Genomic DNA, 17,845 nt, shown 5'->3' on the forward strand with positions numbered 1-17,845 from the left:
TACAGTGTGATCAATCAAGTAAAGAGGTGTAACGTGTTATTGGTATAAATGACTACCAGTTTCTTTAAATTCTTCCGCTTTCTCTTTCATTCCTTTTTCAATTGCTTCTGTCGTTTCTAAATCATTTTCTTTCGCATATTCACGAATATCATGTGAAATTCTCATACTACAAAACTTCGGTCCACACATAGAACAGAAATGAGCCGTTTTCGCGCCTTCTGCTGGCAATGTTTCATCGTGATATTCCATCGCACGTTCAGGATCTAAAGATAAATTAAATTGATCGCGCCAACGGAATTCAAAACGAGCTTTTGAAAGTGCATCATCACGCTGATGAGCCGTTTTGTGCCCTTTCGCAAGATCAGCCGCATGTGCTGCAATTTTGTACGTAATAACACCCTCGCGGACATCATCCTTATTCGGCAATCCTAAATGTTCTTTCGGCGTTACATAACAAAGCATCGCCGTTCCAAACCAACCAATCATCGCAGCTCCAATTGCTGATGTAATATGGTCATAACCTGGTGCGATATCTGTCGTTAACGGTCCAAGTGTATAGAACGGCGCGCCCTGACAAATATCAAGTTCTTTCTCCATATTCTCTTTAATTAAATGCATCGGCACATGCCCAGGTCCTTCAATCATCACTTGCACATCATGTTTCCAAGCAATTTTCGTCAATTCACCAAGCGTTTCAAGCTCAGAGAATTGTGCTTCGTCATTTGCATCTGCAATCGAACCTGGACGTAATCCATCTCCAAGAGAGAACGAAACATCGTACTGCTTCATAATTTCACAAATCTCTTCAAAATGAGTATATAGGAAGTTTTCTTTATGATGGAATAAACACCACTGCGCCATAATCGAACCACCACGCGAAACAATACCTGTCGTACGCTTTGCAGTAATCGGAATGTAACGAAGTAATACGCCAGCGTGAATCGTAAAGTAATCAACGCCTTGCTCCGCCTGCTCAATTAACGTATCACGATACACTTCCCACGTTAAATCTTCTGCAATTCCATTTACTTTTTCAAGCGCTTGATAAATCGGCACTGTGCCAACTGGTACAGGTGCATTACGAATAATCCACTCACGCGTCGTATGAATGTTTTTACCTGTAGATAAATCCATAATCGTATCTGCACCCCAGCGCGTTGCCCACGTCATCTTCTCTACTTCTTCTGCAATAGAAGACGATACAGCAGAGTTTCCGATATTTGCATTGACCTTCACGTGGAAGTTACGTCCGATAATCATCGGCTCTGCTTCTGGATGGTTAATATTCGCTGGTAAAATAGCGCGACCTTCCGCGATTTCCTTACGAACAAACTCAGGCTCTACTCCTTCACGAATCGCAACATATTCCATCTCAGACGTAATGATACCATTACGCGCATAGTGCATTTGCGTAACATTTGCACCTTGCTTCGCTTTAAGCGGTTTGCGATCCATTTGCGGGAAAACAGGTGTATGTTTCGAAGCCACCTTTACACCGTCATCCTCTGGTTTCACTTCGCGCCCTTCGTATGCTTCTACATCACTACGCTCCAGTATCCAAGAGTGGCGTGGCGCCTGCAACCCCTTTTCCAGCTCCACTTTATACGCAGGATCTGTATAAGGACCGCTCGTATCATACACACGAATCGGCGGATTCGGAACGCCGTTTGTGTCGCTTTGTTCAATCTCACGCATCGGCACTTTCATACCTTCGCGTGGTCCATCCACATATACTTTCTTACTTCCTGGTAAACTCGATTTCAATTCAATTTGCTCAGCTGAAACAGATTGTTTCATAACTTATGTTGCCCCCCTGTACGTGACAAGGACGAGATATGGCCAGCGTATGCCAAAATAAAAAGAGCCAGGTCCATAAAAAAATAAGGACCTGGCTCATAAAAGACATCATTATGTAAAGCCGTTAACTTCCCTACGCTGGTACGAGCCAGATCAGGTCCAAAGGGTTAAGAAGATCACGCGCTTCTCTCTCAGCCTACGCATACGTTAGGCACCCCTAGTTTATCACTGATTTAATTTTCAATACTTTCCCATCATACACGATAATCTGAAAAATGCAAAGTTTATTTCTTTTGTTGTTTATCCCGCATTAACGGGCCGTAAGACCCCACCTCAAAATTCAGCGGAAGCAAAGAAGTTAGGTGGGGATCAACTGCCCGTAAAAGCCCGATTGGTTCAACTAATAATCAGTGGGGGATGAACAAAACCCCCACTGATTAAAGTTTCACTTTATGGAATCATCCACGTTAAATAATATGCTTGAACATACGTCATAATACCAACAATAATTACGAAGAACAAACTATGCTTCACTGTAAAGCGGAATAAATCTGATTCTTTTCCAGCAAGTCCAACTGCCGCACAAGCAATTGCAATCGATTGCGGAGAAATCATTTTTCCTGTTACACCGCCCGTTGTATTTGCTGCAACGAGAAGCACTTCAGGCACGCCAATTTGCTGTGCTGTAATCGCTTGTAAATTCGAGAACAGTGCGTTCGCTGACGTATCAGACCCTGTTAAGAATACCCCAATCCAACCTAAGAACGGTGAGAAGAACGGGAATAGTCCGCCAGTTCCAGCAAGTGCTAACGCTAATGTAGAAGATAGACCAGAATAGTTTGCGATAAATGCGAATCCTAATACGAATCCGATAGATAGAATTGGCATCTTCAGTTCGTTTAACGTTTCTTTAAATGTTACTACTGCATCTTTTGCACTCATTTTCAAAATAAAGATAGAAATGATACAAGCAATTAAAATTGCTGTTCCCGTCGCTGATAAAATATCTAATTTCAAGATTGCTTCATACGGCGTTGGTTTATTTACTATCGGCTCTGCTTTCATTACTAAATTGTGCAAGCCCGGAACTTCAAACTTAAACACAAGACTTTCTAAAGCACCGCCCGGAGCAAATAACGCTTTAAAGAAACTTTGGATCCAAATGACTACCATCACAGTCAAAATAATGAACGGAGACCATGCTTTTACGACTTTTCCTACTGTTAGTTTCGGCATAGATGTCACCGTCGTCGCCGCAGCTACTTCACTATTCGCTTCTTTAGATTGATAAATTTCTTTCGGCTGCCAAACTTTTAAGAATAGAGATAAACTCACTAAACTTACAAGTGCTGACGTAATATCAGGAAGTTCTGGTCCTAAAAATGTCGCTGTAATAAACTGTGTAATTGCAAATGAACTACCCGCTACAAATAGAGCAGGCCATGTTTGTCTTACCCCTTTAAATCCATCCATTAAAAATACGATAAAGAACGGAACAAATAATGATAAGAACGGTAATTGATGTCCAGCCATTTGCCCGATTTTATGCGGATCAATACCAGTTACTTGTCCAGCTACTGTAATCGGAATTCCCATCGCTCCGAATGCTACTGGTGCAGTATTTGCGATTAAACAAAGACCAGCCGCATATAAAGGATTTAAGCCAAGACCTGCAAGAAGTGCTGCCGTAATCGCTACTGGTGCACCAAATCCTGCTGCCCCTTCTAAAAATGCTCCAAATGAAAAACCGATTAAAATAACAAGTAAACGATGGTCATTCGTAATTGATAATACAGATGCACGAATAACATCAAATTGACCTGTTTTCACGGAAATTTTATATAAAAATACTGACATAATAATAATCCACGCAATTGGCCATAATCCGTATAAGAAACCGTATCCCGTCGCTGCCATTGCCATTGTGAATGGCATTTTATATGCAAATAACGCCACCAAAATTGTAAGTACAACTGTAATAAATCCTGCCACATACCCCTTCATGCGGAAAACTGCTAAAGCTAAGAAAAAAAAGATAATCGGAATAAGTGCGACCGCTGCAGAAATCCAAATGTTCCCGAACGGATCATAAACTTGTGTCCATGTGTTCATTGTTCTCTCCCCCTCAATAATCCCCTTTTAAATAAACATAACCCCATCAATAGACTATCAGGTCATCATACCTTTAAGTCTAAAAATAAAAAACGTTTGAGAAAACGTTTTCATCTATTTCCATTTATACTTTATCACATCACTTTCCATTAAAAAAGATTTTTTTGAAAATTATATTATTTAATGCGAAAATCTTACAAAATCGTCACGTTCTTGTAATGTTCATCGATAGTAAGCTTGCAAAAATTATTGCATAATAATAGTATAACAACGGACATTATTTATGAGGTGATATATATGAACGGAAACAAAATACTAGCTGCTTTATCATACTTTAGTGTACTATTTGCCCCTATCTTATTCCCAATTATCGTGTGGATTGTGGGCGATGCTGAAACAAAACCACATGCAAAACGTGCGCTATGGACACACATTATCCCAAGTATCGCTACATTTATTGGCTTAACTATTTTAGGAATTATGGGCATCGGATCTGATCAGGCAGATGTAACACTTGGAATTGGCGCAATGATTGTCTTATGTATTTGCGGAATCATTAGCTTATACTACTTCATTTGGAACATCGTAAAAGGTATTAAAGTACTGAAAGCTTAACTTGAAACAAACGTTTGATTAAAAAGAAACTGTCGCATGATGATAAATGAAGTTTTATCGGCGATGCGACAAGCATAACCTACCTATTAATAAGAAAAAAACCGTCCCAAAATACCTTTTGGGACGGTTTCTTTATCTTCTGCGTTTCTTCTTTTTTCTCATCATTTTCTTTCGGCGTGTGTTCACTTTATCCGCTATAATGTGGAGCGTACTCGCCACTACAATGCCCATTACGAACGTTACAATTTCAACCTCATGTTTCTTCGCAATTTCTATTAAATTTCCATCGAGTGCGATTACATTTAATAGGAATAAAAACGGAGAAAACACGATTAACATGTATGCAATACGAATAATATCACCAATTATAATCGTATGTGTGAAGAAGGAACGATGGGGCATTACGCTCCTATATGGATACCAAAAAATGCGGAGGAATCCCCATTTATTATACGCATTGCTATACGTATCTAAATCCGGTGTTAAAAATGAAGTACCTACTAAGAAGCCAATTGCAAAAGTTAATAAAAAATCAAAATTTGTTAATCCATACGAAAAGAGCATAAACAAAACAACTGGAAGAGATATTAAGTTTATTTTCGTATGCGTTTTTCCTGATGGCATAATGCACTTCCTCGCTTACGTTCGCCCTGTCACCATATGACAGTTCTCACCTATTGATCTAATTTTTGATCGATAAATGATGTGTCTATCTCCGAATCAAACCATTCTGCCAACTTCACTCGTGCCTTATCTTTCACATCTTCATTTACGTATAACGATACTTGTAATAGTGCGGCCGTTAACGCACCTAAATCATCCGTATAACCAATTCCCGCAATGAAATCTGGGATTGCATCAATCGGTGCAATAAAATAAGCAAGTGCTCCAATTACAATAATTTTCACTCGTTTTGGAACATCCGGTCTTTGCAAAACGTAAAACAACAATAAACTTACATAAATTACAGACTGACCAGCTTGCTTTGCAACATGTTTTATTTTCTTCCAAAACGCCTCCACTGAAAATTTTTGTTTCATTTAAAAGCCTCCCTATTTTCAAAAGAAATAAGCTACTTTATGTTATCAGTAAAAGTTCATCAAAATTACACAAAATTTATCAATAAATTTCATTGTAACAAACAAACTCAAAAAGAACAAGTGTTCGTTTATTTTCTCGTATTTCCCTTCATATAATAGTTTTCTAGAAAGCCAATTTAAGCTTTGCATTTCATATTTCTCAACCTTAAAATTTTCGATTCCACCTAACATTCTTTTCTATATTTATTATATTTTCTAGTTGACGAGCATATAAACGAATGTTAAAGTTTTCTCTGGTAGTGACAAATAACATACAAAAAATGTAAGATGTTATAGTGTTTCTCAGAAATGAATTTTGTTGTATAATACAGAAATGACGTTATGCTTATGAGCAGCACAAGAAACCAAAAAGGGTATGCATAGTTAAAGTCGTATATGGGTGAATATAGAAACTCTAATTATGGCCAAGAAAACTATGTATTTTTTATTTTAACATTTTTCGCTCCAAAATCGACCAAGCCTGATAGAGAAAGGGTGGAAATGAATGAAAGAAACCATGAAATCACAATTTCAAAATGTGCGTTTCACTTTATTCGTAGCTTTGGCCGTATGGCTAAAAACCTACATCATTACACGCACTAGCTTCGATTTAAAACTTGAATCTTTTATGCAAGAATTCATTTTATTCATTAGTCCATTAGCAGCATCATTACTGTTTGTGGGTCTTGCATTATTTGCAAAAGGGAAAAAACGTAACTATATAGCACTAGGAATCAACTTTATCTTAACGTTTATCCTTGTTGGTAACGTAATGTTCTACGGATTCTACAATGACTTCGTTACTTTACCAGTACTAGGACAAACATCTAATTTCGGAAGTTTAGGTTCTAGTGTGAAAGAATTATTTAACTTCAAAATCATCCTTGCATTTGCGGATATTATCGTATTCTTCGTTCTATTGAAGAAGAAGAAAAATTTTGCACCGACAGAGCGTGTAGCACGTCCGATGCGTTCCCTATACTTCGTGTCAACAATTGCTATTTTCTTCGTAAACCTAGGATTTGCAGAAGCTGAGCGTCCAGAACTATTAACACGTTCATTCGACCGCGTTATGCTTGTTAAAAACTTAGGATTATATGTACACCAAGCATACGATCTTGGCTTACAAGCAAAATCAAGTTCACAAAAAGCGTTTGCTGATAGTAGTAAATTGCAAGAAGCAGAAAACTATGTGAAAACAACACAAAGTAAACCAGATCCAAATATGTTTGGTACTGCAAAAGGGAAAAACGTAATTGTTGTCTCTCTTGAATCATTACAAACATTCTTAATTGGTGCGCAAGTTAACGGACAAGAAGTTACACCATTCTTAAACCAATTTGCGAAAGAAAGTTATTACTTCGATAACTTCTACCATCAAACTGGTCAAGGTAAAACATCTGATGCTGAATTCTTAGTAGATACTTCATTATATCCACTAGACCGTGGTGCTGTATTCTTCACACACGGTAACAACGAATATACAGCAACTCCAGAGATTTTGCGTCAGCAAGGGTATCACACATCAGTATTCCACGCAAACAACGCAACATTCTGGAACCGTAACATTATGTATCCGGCACTTGGTTATGATCGTTACTACAACGAACTTGACTACAAGATTACGCCAGAAACAAAACTAAACTGGGGACTAAAAGATATCGAATACTTCGATCAGTCTATCGATATGTTAAAAGAAGTGAAGCAACCGTTCTATACTCGTTTCCTTACTTTAACAAACCATTACCCATTCACTTATGATGACAGTACGAAATTAATCGACGAATACAATTCAGGCGATGGCGTATTTGACCGTTACATGGTAACTGCTCGTTATTTAGACGAAGCAATGAAACACTTTATTGAGCGTCTAAAAGCTGAAGGCATCTACGACAACTCTGTGATCGTATTCTACGGTGACCATTATGGTATTTCTGAAAACCATAACCGTGCAATGGCACAGTTCTTAGGAAAAGAAGAAATTACTACATTTGACCATATGAACTTACAAAAAACACCGATGTTTATTCACGTTCCAGGTCAAAAAGAAGGTAAAACAATTTCAAAACCAACTGGTGAAATTGACATTAAACCAACAATTCTAAACTTACTTGGTGTAGATTCTACGAATCAAATTCAATTCGGTCATGACGTATTCTCACCAGATAATACAGGATTTGTTGTTCTTCGTGACGGTAGTTTCATTACAGATAAGTATATGTACACAAACAGTACATTCTACGATCGCCACACTGGTGAAGTTCTGCAATTACCAAAAGAAGAAGCTCAACCACTTATTGATCGTGCACATAATGAATTAAACATGTCAGACAAAATCATTGAAGGCGACTTACTTCGCTTCTCTGAAAGCAATAAAATCAAAACTGGTGAAGTAAAAACAGCTATTAAAGAAGAAAAGAAGAGCGCTGAGTAATCTCAGCCTCTTTTTTATTTTCTGCTATCCTTCCTCTCCTAATTCATTAACTTTAAAATCACATAACCTTCACCGAATATTTACACTACATTAATGAAGTATCTTTATAATAAAATATGTAAACGAGGTTTCACATATTTCTTATCTCTCATCTGCAATAAGATCCCTTAGAGAAATATGTGCACCATTTGTTTTCAACTTTCTTATGATTGTCTTACTAAAACTTTTAATAAGACGATGTCCCTACGAAAGATAGCTACCCTCCTTGTGCAGCATTCAATACGAATGTTGCTTTTTTTATTTCAAAAAGCAGGATTCTTATTTCTCATTTTCGAATTTGTATATACAAAATGCTGTAAATCACCACTACTTCTCTATAATTTTCAAATACATATACGTCATATGAAGAGAATTGCTCACATAAAAATAATTAGAGTGCTTTTTATTCATGTACTAACGAAAGGATGGGACGAAAATTGGCATACGAAAAATTTGTACTATGGAATGATGCAGTTATTGATACAACAAAACATAGCGCGTACATAGAACTTGAAGAAAGAGGCTTGCAGTTTGGAGATGGTGTCTATGAGGTTATTCGCCTATATAAAGGGAACTTCCACTTATTAGATCCGCATATCACAAGGTTATATCGCTCCATGGAAGAAATAGAATTATCACTTCCTTTCTCAAAAGCAGAGCTTATTATCCTACTTTACAAACTAATTGAAAGTAATAATTTCCACGAAGATGGTACTATTTATTTGCAAGTATCTCGTGGTGTACAAGCCCGTACCCATGCATTCTCATATGACGTCCCTCCGACAATCTATGCCTATATTACAAAGAAGGAAAGACCAGCTTTATGGATTGAATATGGTGTACGTGCTATATCAGAACCAGATACGCGCTGGCTACGCTGTGATATCAAATCTTTAAATTTATTACCCAATGTATTAGCTGCTACGAAAGCTGAACGCAAAGGTTGTAAAGAAGCACTTTTCGTACGAAACGGTACTGTAACTGAGGGTAGCTGTTCTAATTTCTTTCTCATAAAAAATGGAACTCTTTACACACATCCAGCCAATCACCTTATTTTAAATGGTATTATTCGTCAATATGTCCTTTCCTTAGCGAAAACCCTTCGTATTCCTGTACAAGAAGAACTGTTCAGCGTTCGCGATGTTTATCAAGCAGATGAATGCTTCTTTACGGGAACGACTATTGAAATTTTACCGATGACCCACCTTGATGGAACTGCAATTCAAGATGGTCAAGTTGGCCCTATCACAAAAATGCTACAAAAATCCTTTTCTCAAAGCTTGTTACAATCCAATATGTCATCTTCTTAAACACGAATAATTTCTATTATTTCTACATCCAACATATGTATTTAAATAAAAATCAAGGTGTAGATTTATACCTTGATTTTTTCTTGTAATCTTTTTGTCATATTCAGATTCCCGCATAAGTCTTGACAGTAATCGACATGCTCTTTAGAATTTTTAACAGTTGGTAAATATTTCTTCACTACATTACAGACAGAAAGGAATCGACAAATTATGAAAAAATACCTTGCCGGTCTTGCGGCAGTGTCTGTAGCAGGAGGAGCAGCACCTACACTTGATAGCGTTCAAGCTGCCCCTGAACAAAACACACAAAAAGCTGCTACACAAACTGTCCAAGCTTCCTCATCAAACAGCTCATCTTATACGGTGAATGCTAGCGTACTACATGTTCGTGCAGGATCAAGTACTTCTCACGACATCATCTCTCGCGTTTATAATGGTCAAACTTTAAACGTAATTGGAGAAGAAAATGGTTGGTTCAAAATTAACCATAATGGACAAACTGGCTTTGTTAGCGGTGAATTTGTATCAAAAAATGGGGAAAAAACAAATAACAATGTAAGTACAGGTGGAAACAATAAAGTTACTGCTGATGTATTACGTGTTCGCACAGCTCCTAACACTTCTAGTTCTGTTTCAGGACGTGTATATGAAGGACAAACATTAAACGTAATTGGCCAAGAAAATGGTTGGGTGAAAATCAACCATAATGGACAAGTTGGCTATGTAAGTGGCGAATTCGTATCTGGTGTTTCTTCTAATGCAGGTTCTTCAAACAACAATCAAGAATCTGTAAAACCAGCAAGTGGCAACTATACAGTAAACGTATCTTCCCTTCGCGTTCGTACAGGTCCTAGTACTTCTCATACAACTATAGGTTCTGTGAAAAAAGGACAAGTAGTACAAGTTGTAGGCGAAGTTCAAGACTGGTTCAAAATCAATTATGCAGGACAAACAGCTTACTTAAGCAAAGACTACGTAACAAAAGGCGGCTCTAACGAGAACGTCGTACAAGATAATAAACAAGAACAAAATGATAATTTAACAGTTCAAACTGGCGGTACTTACGTTGTTAACGCAACATCTTTACGTGTTCGTACAGGCCCTGCTACTTACCATAGTGTAATTGGCGGTGTTCTAAACGGTACAACATTAAACGTGGTTGGATCTGAAAACGGCTGGTTTAAAGTAAACTATCAAGGAAAAACAGGCTATGTTAGTAGCGAATTTGTAAAATTCGTTAAAGGTGGCACTACTACTCCTGAACAGCCGAAACAACCAGAACAACCAAAACAACCTGATCAAGGTGCAATTGGCGACTACTACATTAATGCTTCTGCACTAAACGTACGTAGCGGCGAAGGTACAAATTATAGAATCATAGGCGCACTTCCACAAGGGCAGAAGGTTCAAGTAATCTCTGAAAACTCTGGATGGAGCAAAATTAACTACAATGGTCAAACTGGTTATATCGGAACACGTTACCTATCTAAAACACCAGTTGGGGGCGCGGTAGATAATAAGCCTAACGACAACCAAAATAACAATCAAAACAATAATACAAACAATAATAGCGGTGACAGTTCTTCTCTACTTGCATACGCGAAATCTATGCAAGGCGTACCATACGTTTGGGGCGGTACTTCTGCTAATGGTGTTGACTGCAGTGGTTACATCTATCACGTATTTAAGAAATTTGGTCATAACATTAGCCGCCAAAGCGTTGCAGGATATTGGAGCAGCTTACCACAAACTTCAAATCCACAACCAGGTGACTTAATTTATTTCAAAGACACTTATAAAAAAGGTCCTTCTCACATGGGTATCTACCTTGGCGGCGGATCGTTTATCCAATCTGGAGATAAAGGTGTAGCAATCGTTTCATTAAACAACTCTTATTGGAAAAGCCATTTCTTAGGGTATACAAAAGCACCTTAAGTGATAGTTTCAGAGCCTTCTAGTTTACTAGAAGGCTCTTTTTTAAAGGGCTCAATATAGTAATCCCCTTTCATTCTCTCTACGCAAAAATTATGCGTTCATTCTCCTATTTCATACACTATATTCTATAAAATTTTTCCGAAACGTATCACAATGCATATATTTCTACAAAAAAACATAACCTATTTCATGTCAATTCATTTTATATGTGTTTTTTCAAAGAATTTTCTTTTTATTTAAACTTTTCGTTAGACGTTTGACCTCCGATGTCCATTATGATAAGTTACTTAAGATGTTATATTCGCAAAAGTATAGACAACTGGTTTATACACTTTTTTACTATGAGGAAGGAGCATACACTGCATGAATGTTTTATGGGGAATTGGCGGCGTGATTGGAGTATTAGCAATCGCTTTCTTATTATCTTCCAACCGCAAAGCTATTAATTGGCGCACAATTTTAATCGCGCTAGCATTACAAATGTCATTTTCATTTATCGTATTACGATGGGATGCTGGAAAAGCAGTTTTAAAACACGCTGCTGACGGTGTTCAAGGATTAATTAATTTTTCTTACGAGGGAATTAGGTTCGTTGCTGGGGATTTAGTCAACGCAAAAGGACCTTGGGGATTTATCTTCGTGATTCAAGCACTACTTCCAATTGTATTTATTAGTTCATTAGTTGCAATCTTATATCATTTCGGTATTATGCAGAAATTTGTTAGTATTGTTGGTGGCGCATTAAGTAAACTTCTTGGAACTTCGAAAGCAGAAAGTTTAAACTCAGTAACAACTGTATTTTTAGGACAAACTGAGGCACCAATTTTAATTAAACCATACTTAGCACGTTTAACTAACAGTGAATTCTTCACTATTATGGTAAGTGGTATGACAGCTGTTGCCGGATCAGTTCTTGTCGGCTATGCAGCAATGGGAATTCCGTTAGAACACTTATTAGCAGCAGCAATTATGGCAGCTCCATCAAGTTTACTAATTGCAAAACTAATTATGCCAGAAACAGAAAAAGTAGATAATAACGTTGAACTTTCTACAGAACGTGAAGACGCAAACGTTATCGATGCAGCTGCACGTGGTGCATCTGAAGGTATGCAACTTGTTATTAACGTAGCAGCAATGTTAATGGCTTTCATCGCATTAATCGCTTTATTAAATGGCTTATTAGGATGGGTTGGTTCTTGGTTCGATATTAAACTTAGCCTTGATTTAATCTTCGGTTACTTACTATCACCATTTGCAATCTTAATCGGGGTTTCACCGGGTGAAGCTATACAAGCAGCAAGCTTTATCGGTCAAAAACTTGCAATCAACGAATTCGTTGCATACGCAAACTTAGGACCTCACATGGCAGAGTTCTCTGCAAAAACAAATCTGATTTTAACATTCGCAATCTGTGGTTTTGCAAACTTCTCTTCTATCGCAATTCAATTAGGTGTAACAGGAACATTAGCTCCTACTCGCCGTAAACAAATTGCACAATTAGGGATTAAAGCAGTTATCGCTGGTACACTAGCGAACTTCTTAAACGCAGCAGTTGCAGGTATGATGTTCCTATAATATACAAAAAAAGTCTCCTCTTTTAAAGAGGAGACTTTTTTTGTATATTATAAATATTTTTTTCGAATATATTAAACAATTTATATCTAGATTATATGTTACAACAATTAGTATGTCTGTTTATCTTTTTTTGCAACGAAAGGAATACTATTTGATGTCACACTCTAAAAAAAGAATTCCAGCTACACGGTCCATTTATTAATAATTGTGCATACTACAAATATCCTGCATGAATCATCTTTAAGGAGGAAAGTTTCGTGAAAGATAAATCCTATAAAGTCCTTTCTATGTGGATTTTGCAAATTTTATTTTATTTTACTACTGTACATGTGACGAAATATGAGCACGCACTCATTTTTACAATTATATATGTCATCATAAATGTACTATTCCTATTTTTAGCTGATAAAACAGCATTTATTTTCTTTATACTGGGAACGATTATTTCAGTATTCTATTTATTTTATGAAGCGTGGCTTTACTTATGGAGTACATCAGATCAATGGGAATACATCATTACCCACTTCCTGATGGCAGCTAACTTCTTCCTTGTTTATATCTCAACCCACTTATTAAAGAAGGTTATCCTTAAAAATAGAGAGCTAACTGAGCGAGTGCGGGTGCTTGAGCAATACATTGGAGAATCCAAATTATTAACAAGACAAGAATTCGAAAGACGACAAGCATTATTAAAGACTGCGATGAATCGCCGCAATGAAACAGGCATTATTATTTTCTTTGATTTCACTTCCTTTAGTAAATATACGAAGGAAAGTGTCATGGATCGTGTAGCTTCATTATTAGTTGATACAGTAAGAACTAACTTTGACCTTGCTGCTGGATATGACAGCAACACATTAGTCATTTTATTACAAAACACAAATGAAACTGGTGCTGATATTGTAATGAACCGTCTACAACCAAAAATGGAGCAATGGCTTGCTGCTGAAGCAATTCAAGACATTAAAATAAAACGAGAACAAATCACGACAAAAGGAAAGACATTATTATGATGACACTCGTCATACTCCTTTTATTCCTGCTGTTCTGCGTACTCGTATTTTGGATTAGCATCACATTTTCAATCAAATATGTACTTATTTTTACTGCCTTTCTATTCTCAGGCCTACTCGTTTACTACTCTCTCTTAACACTCGCGGGCTTAATTCATCGAAATAGTAAACGAAAAGATCGTACGCTAGAACATTATCCAAGTGTAGATATTTTAATACCTGCCCATAATGAAGGAGTTGTTATTAAAGATACATTAGAAGCAATGGCAAAGATTGAATACCCGGGTAAACTAAACGTTTATTTATTAAACGATAACTCTCAAGATGAAACACCTGAAATTGGCGATGATTTCGACAAAGCTTATGCTCATATTCATCACATTCGTGTACCACCTGGCGAACCGAAAGGAAAATCACGTGTATTAAACTACGGTCTTAGCATTTCAGATGGTGAATATTTCTGTGTTTACGATGCAGATAATCAACCTGAACCACATGCACTGCGAATGCTCGTAGAACATGCTGAAACCATCCAGGATGCCGTTGGTGCAGTTGGACACGTTCGTACAGTAAATGAAAAGAGAAATTGGCTTACACGAATGATTTCATTAGAATTTCAGATTTTCCAACTCCTGATGCAATCTGGACGCTGGCTATTATTCCAAACAGGCTCACTGACCGGAACAAACATGCTTCTTCGTCGTTCCACATTAGAAGAACTTGGCGGCTATGATCCTTATGCAATTGCAGAGGATGCCGAATTAACATTGAGAATTACGCAAAAAGGCTATCTCTTACCAATCGTCCCGGAATCGATTACATGGGAACAAGAACCTGAACATTTAAAAATTCTTATTAAACAGCGTACACGTTGGCTTCAAGGAAACTTATATATTTTAGAAAAAATGTTTTCTTCGCTAAGCTTCTTTAAAGGAAAGCTACTCGTCCATTCCTTACAGCAAGTTTTAGTATATGTCGTATTTTGGCTATTCTTAATCATTTCAAACGTTTGGTTTGTAATTGGACTGCTCGGGATATTCCAAATTCAATACAGCATTCCATTACTATTTATGTGGTATGTCGCATATATTACATACGTTTCTCAATTATTTAGTGCCCAGAGCGTCGAACGAACCTTTACACCAACCAACATTTTCATAAGCGTCATTATGTACTTTACGTACGCACAGCTCTTTACGTATTTGTTTATTCGCAGTCTCATTCTTTACTTACGTGCAAAGAGCAAGAAACAAGTAATTGGCTGGGATAAAACAGTACGATTTAAAAAGGAAAAATAAAGTGAAACTTTAATCAGTGGGGGTTATTCATTTCCCACTGATTATTAGCCCTCACCAATCGGGCTTTTACGAAATAAAAAATAAGCACAGAGCGCCGTAAGCTCTGTGCTTATTTTTTACCGTAATACTATATATCAGACAATACCCCTTAGCTGAAAGTAATTTCACGTCCATCCCCCAACGAACGATCGACCTTCATTTATATACGAAAAAGTGATTGCTATTTTTGTAGAACCAGTTGCTTTTCTTGCTGCTCTTTGCGCGTTTCAGTCTTAGGTTCCGTGCTTTCTTGGACATTGCGATGTGCCACACGTTTCAAACAAATATGCTTCCACTTTCTTTCGTAACGTTTCATTATTCTAGATGTCCCCCTTGAATGCGATTTAAAACTATTTGAAATCGCTTACAGGAAATAATATAGCACATATACATAAAAGTGACAACACATTTCCGACATATTTTTGTCAAAAATATGAACATAATTTACACAATATCGAATATTGTCGAAACATATCGATTTTCCTTTTCGAACTGCTGATATCACCCTTTTCCTAATAGGTGCATTAAAAAGGAGCTGATATAAAATCAGCCCCTTTCCTTCTATTATTAATGTTTCTTTGTACGCCCTTCTTTTTGCAGTTCTTTAAACAACGCTGCAATCATAAAGAAAATAACAAATACAAATGGGAATGCCGCAATAATCGACGCAGTTTGCAACGCCTCTAATCCACCAACATACAATAAGGTCGAAGCTATTACTGCTAAAACAATACCCCAAACCATTTTAATACGATTTGGTGGGTTTAAACTACCATGTGTCGTTAACATCCCTAGAACAAACGTAGCAGAATCTGCCGATGTAATAAAGAATGTTGAAATAAGTAAAATAGCTAGGACAGATAAAGCTGGCCCCATGCCGCCCATTTGGTCTAACATAGCAAACAATCCTACTTCTGTACCCATTTCTTTAATTTGGTCATATATATTCGCTCCATCGAACAATTCCATGTGAATACCCGTTCCTCCGAAAACAGAGAACCAAAGTGCACCGATGATTGTTGGTACGAGTAACACACCGATGACAAACTCACGAATTGTACGTCCACGTGACACACGAGCAATGAACGTCCCTACGAATGGTGACCATGCAATCCACCATGCCCAGTAGAAAATTGTCCATGACTGAATCCATTGATTTCCACCTTCATTTAATGGACTTAAACGGAAACTCATACTTGGCAATTCTTGAATGTATGAACCGATTGTTGAAGTGAAATAATTCATAATAAAGTTTGTCGGACCTGCAAATAATACAATTATCATAAGTGCAAACGCTAAAATAATATTCGCATTACTTAAATATTTAATTCCTTTATCGAGTCCCGTTTGTGCAGATAGCATATAAAGAACAGTTACAATTCCGATAATTACTAACTGTGTCGTTAATGTGTTCGGAATGGATGTTAAATAACTAACGCCACCCGCAATTTGCTTTGCACCGAGTCCTAATGATGTTGCCACACCAAATACTGTCGCAAATACAGCTAGCACATCAAACATATGGGCAATACGGCCATGTTCACCGCCCCTAAATAGCGGACCCACTGTCGCACTAATTGTACTTGCCCTTCCTTTTCTAAACGTAAAGTACGCAATACATAATGCTACAAGTGCATATAATCCCCACGGATGTAATCCCCAATGGAAAAATGAGAAACGAAGTGCAAGACGTGCACTCTCTTCAGTTGCACCCTCTCCAAACGGAGGTGTGTATAAATGATTCAACGGTTCTGCAACGCCCCAGAAAACCAAACCAATTCCCATGCCGGCACTAAATAACATAGCAAACCATGTCATATAACTATAATCAGGTTCATCGTCATCTTTACCTAAACGAATCGAACCGTACTTAGAAACAATTAAGAAAATAGCAATTCCTAAGAAAATAGAAACGGAAATAATATAGAACCAACCAAACTTACTAACTAGCGCAGCTTGAATTGCAGTCGTTACATTTCCTAAGCTACCTTTTCCAATAATAGATTCGGGAATAATCCCCCAAAGTGTAAATGCAATACATAATGTTAATGAGACAATAAATGTTTTCGTCAGTTTCCTCATCAAATCCCCCTTCGTATGTTTCATTTCTTGTAAATAACATAAATTCCGATATGTTAAATCGGATAGAAAACTATAGTTTTGCGGTGATTTTCTTTCGGCTCTCTCAAGTTTGCCTTCACCAATTAGAATTCTTATGGACAGCCTTACCTTCCGTATAACCTTTTCACTCTGCAAGAGCTATAAGATAGGAATACTACTGTCAAATTGCGTGAGAAAAATGCGGATGGGGAGAGATTTTCCCCAAAAAGGATGTGTTACAGTTCTAAAAAAGGGCAGATTTATTCTTTACAACCCTTTCTTCTTGTAACAATTATGCGGTTTTTTGCTAGTATATAGCGCGTGTTTATAACTTCACAAACGAGATGTTTATGTTTATATAACTATATTACCCATAAAACGGTAAAATACTCAAGGAATGTAACTGTATAGTAATCATTACGTAACACCCTTGTAATATTTTTATTTACGCCGAAAAAAACATGTTGTATTAAATATTTTGAATATAACTAGAAACCTA

13 protein-coding genes and 1 riboswitch are annotated in these 17,845 nt (G+C 37.2%); of the genes, 7 read left to right on the forward strand and 6 right to left on the reverse strand.

The window, feature by feature from the left end:
- Nucleotides 1–36: 36 nt before the first annotated feature.
- Together thiC and lldP are read right to left on the reverse strand one after the other, a co-directional pair.
- Nucleotides 37–1,797 carry a phosphomethylpyrimidine synthase ThiC gene (thiC, locus tag LUS72_RS25860; RefSeq protein ID WP_264448437.1) on the reverse strand — a complete coding sequence of 587 codons (1,761 nt, stop codon included), beginning with the start codon at nt 1,795–1,797 and terminating at the stop codon, nt 37–39.
- Nucleotides 1,798–1,910: 113 nt separating this feature from the next.
- A riboswitch (TPP riboswitch) is annotated at nt 1,911–2,026 on the reverse strand.
- A gap of 221 nt (nt 2,027–2,247) precedes the next feature.
- Nucleotides 2,248–3,909, reverse strand: a complete 1,662-nt coding sequence (gene lldP, locus LUS72_RS25865) for an L-lactate permease (protein ID WP_264448438.1) — start codon at nt 3,907–3,909, stop codon at nt 2,248–2,250.
- A gap of 297 nt (nt 3,910–4,206) precedes the next feature.
- On the opposite strand from lldP, the gene LUS72_RS25870 reads away from it, so the two are divergent.
- The gene (locus LUS72_RS25870; RefSeq protein ID WP_097832396.1) at nt 4,207–4,524 is read left to right on the forward strand and encodes a magnetosome magnetite crystal formation protein family; all 318 of its coding nucleotides are present in this window, start codon (nt 4,207–4,209) and stop codon (nt 4,522–4,524) included.
- Between the two features lie 132 nt (nt 4,525–4,656).
- Here the strand turns inward: LUS72_RS25870 and LUS72_RS25875 are convergent, their stop codons facing one another.
- Nucleotides 4,657–5,148 carry a metal-binding protein gene (locus LUS72_RS25875; protein WP_097832397.1) on the reverse strand — a complete coding sequence of 164 codons (492 nt, stop codon included), beginning with the start codon at nt 5,146–5,148 and terminating at the stop codon, nt 4,657–4,659.
- A gap of 50 nt (nt 5,149–5,198) precedes the next feature.
- Nucleotides 5,199–5,564 carry a YkvA family protein gene (locus LUS72_RS25880; protein WP_097832398.1) on the reverse strand — a complete coding sequence of 122 codons (366 nt, stop codon included), beginning with the start codon at nt 5,562–5,564 and terminating at the stop codon, nt 5,199–5,201.
- A 544-nt stretch (nt 5,565–6,108) separates the two neighbouring features.
- On the opposite strand from LUS72_RS25880, the gene LUS72_RS25885 reads away from it, so the two are divergent.
- From LUS72_RS25885 to LUS72_RS25910, 6 genes are all read left to right on the forward strand, one after another.
- Entirely contained in the window at nt 6,109–8,037 is a 1,929-nt protein-coding gene (locus tag LUS72_RS25885; RefSeq protein ID WP_097832400.1) for an LTA synthase family protein, read from the forward strand.
- Nucleotides 8,038–8,501: 464 nt separating this feature from the next.
- Nucleotides 8,502–9,386, forward strand: coding sequence for a D-amino-acid transaminase (locus tag LUS72_RS25890; protein WP_097832401.1), 885 nt, complete (start codon nt 8,502–8,504; stop codon nt 9,384–9,386).
- Between the two features lie 210 nt (nt 9,387–9,596).
- Nucleotides 9,597–11,321, forward strand: a complete 1,725-nt coding sequence (locus tag LUS72_RS25895) for a C40 family peptidase (protein WP_264448439.1) — start codon at nt 9,597–9,599, stop codon at nt 11,319–11,321.
- Nucleotides 11,322–11,684: 363 nt separating this feature from the next.
- Nucleotides 11,685–12,896 (forward strand): NupC/NupG family nucleoside CNT transporter, encoded by a 1,212-nt coding sequence (locus tag LUS72_RS25900; RefSeq protein WP_001101995.1) that lies wholly within the window; start codon nt 11,685–11,687, stop codon nt 12,894–12,896.
- Between the two features lie 257 nt (nt 12,897–13,153).
- A complete protein-coding gene (locus tag LUS72_RS25905; RefSeq protein WP_264448440.1) occupies nt 13,154–13,909 on the forward strand; it encodes a diguanylate cyclase domain-containing protein in 756 nt (251 codons plus the stop codon).
- The gene (locus LUS72_RS25910; protein WP_097832404.1) at nt 13,906–15,207 is read left to right on the forward strand and encodes a glycosyltransferase family 2 protein; all 1,302 of its coding nucleotides are present in this window, start codon (nt 13,906–13,908) and stop codon (nt 15,205–15,207) included. Before LUS72_RS25905 ends, LUS72_RS25910 begins: the two co-directional genes overlap by 4 nt.
- A 220-nt stretch (nt 15,208–15,427) precedes the next feature.
- Here the strand turns inward: LUS72_RS25910 and LUS72_RS25915 are convergent, their stop codons facing one another.
- On the reverse strand, nt 15,428–15,562 hold the full coding sequence (locus LUS72_RS25915) for a hypothetical protein (protein ID WP_000833065.1): 135 nt from the start codon (nt 15,560–15,562) through the stop codon (nt 15,428–15,430).
- 251 nt (nt 15,563–15,813) lie between these two features.
- Complete coding sequence (gene opuD, locus LUS72_RS25920) at nt 15,814–17,328, reverse strand: glycine betaine transporter OpuD (protein WP_097832405.1); 1,515 nt, start codon at nt 17,326–17,328, stop codon at nt 15,814–15,816.
- Nucleotides 17,329–17,845: the final 517 nt, after the last annotated feature.

The sequence above is a fragment of the Bacillus cereus genome (genome assembly GCF_025917685.1).
In the GTDB taxonomy this organism is placed as follows: Bacteria; Bacillota; Bacilli; order Bacillales; family Bacillaceae_G; genus Bacillus_A; species Bacillus_A cereus_AT.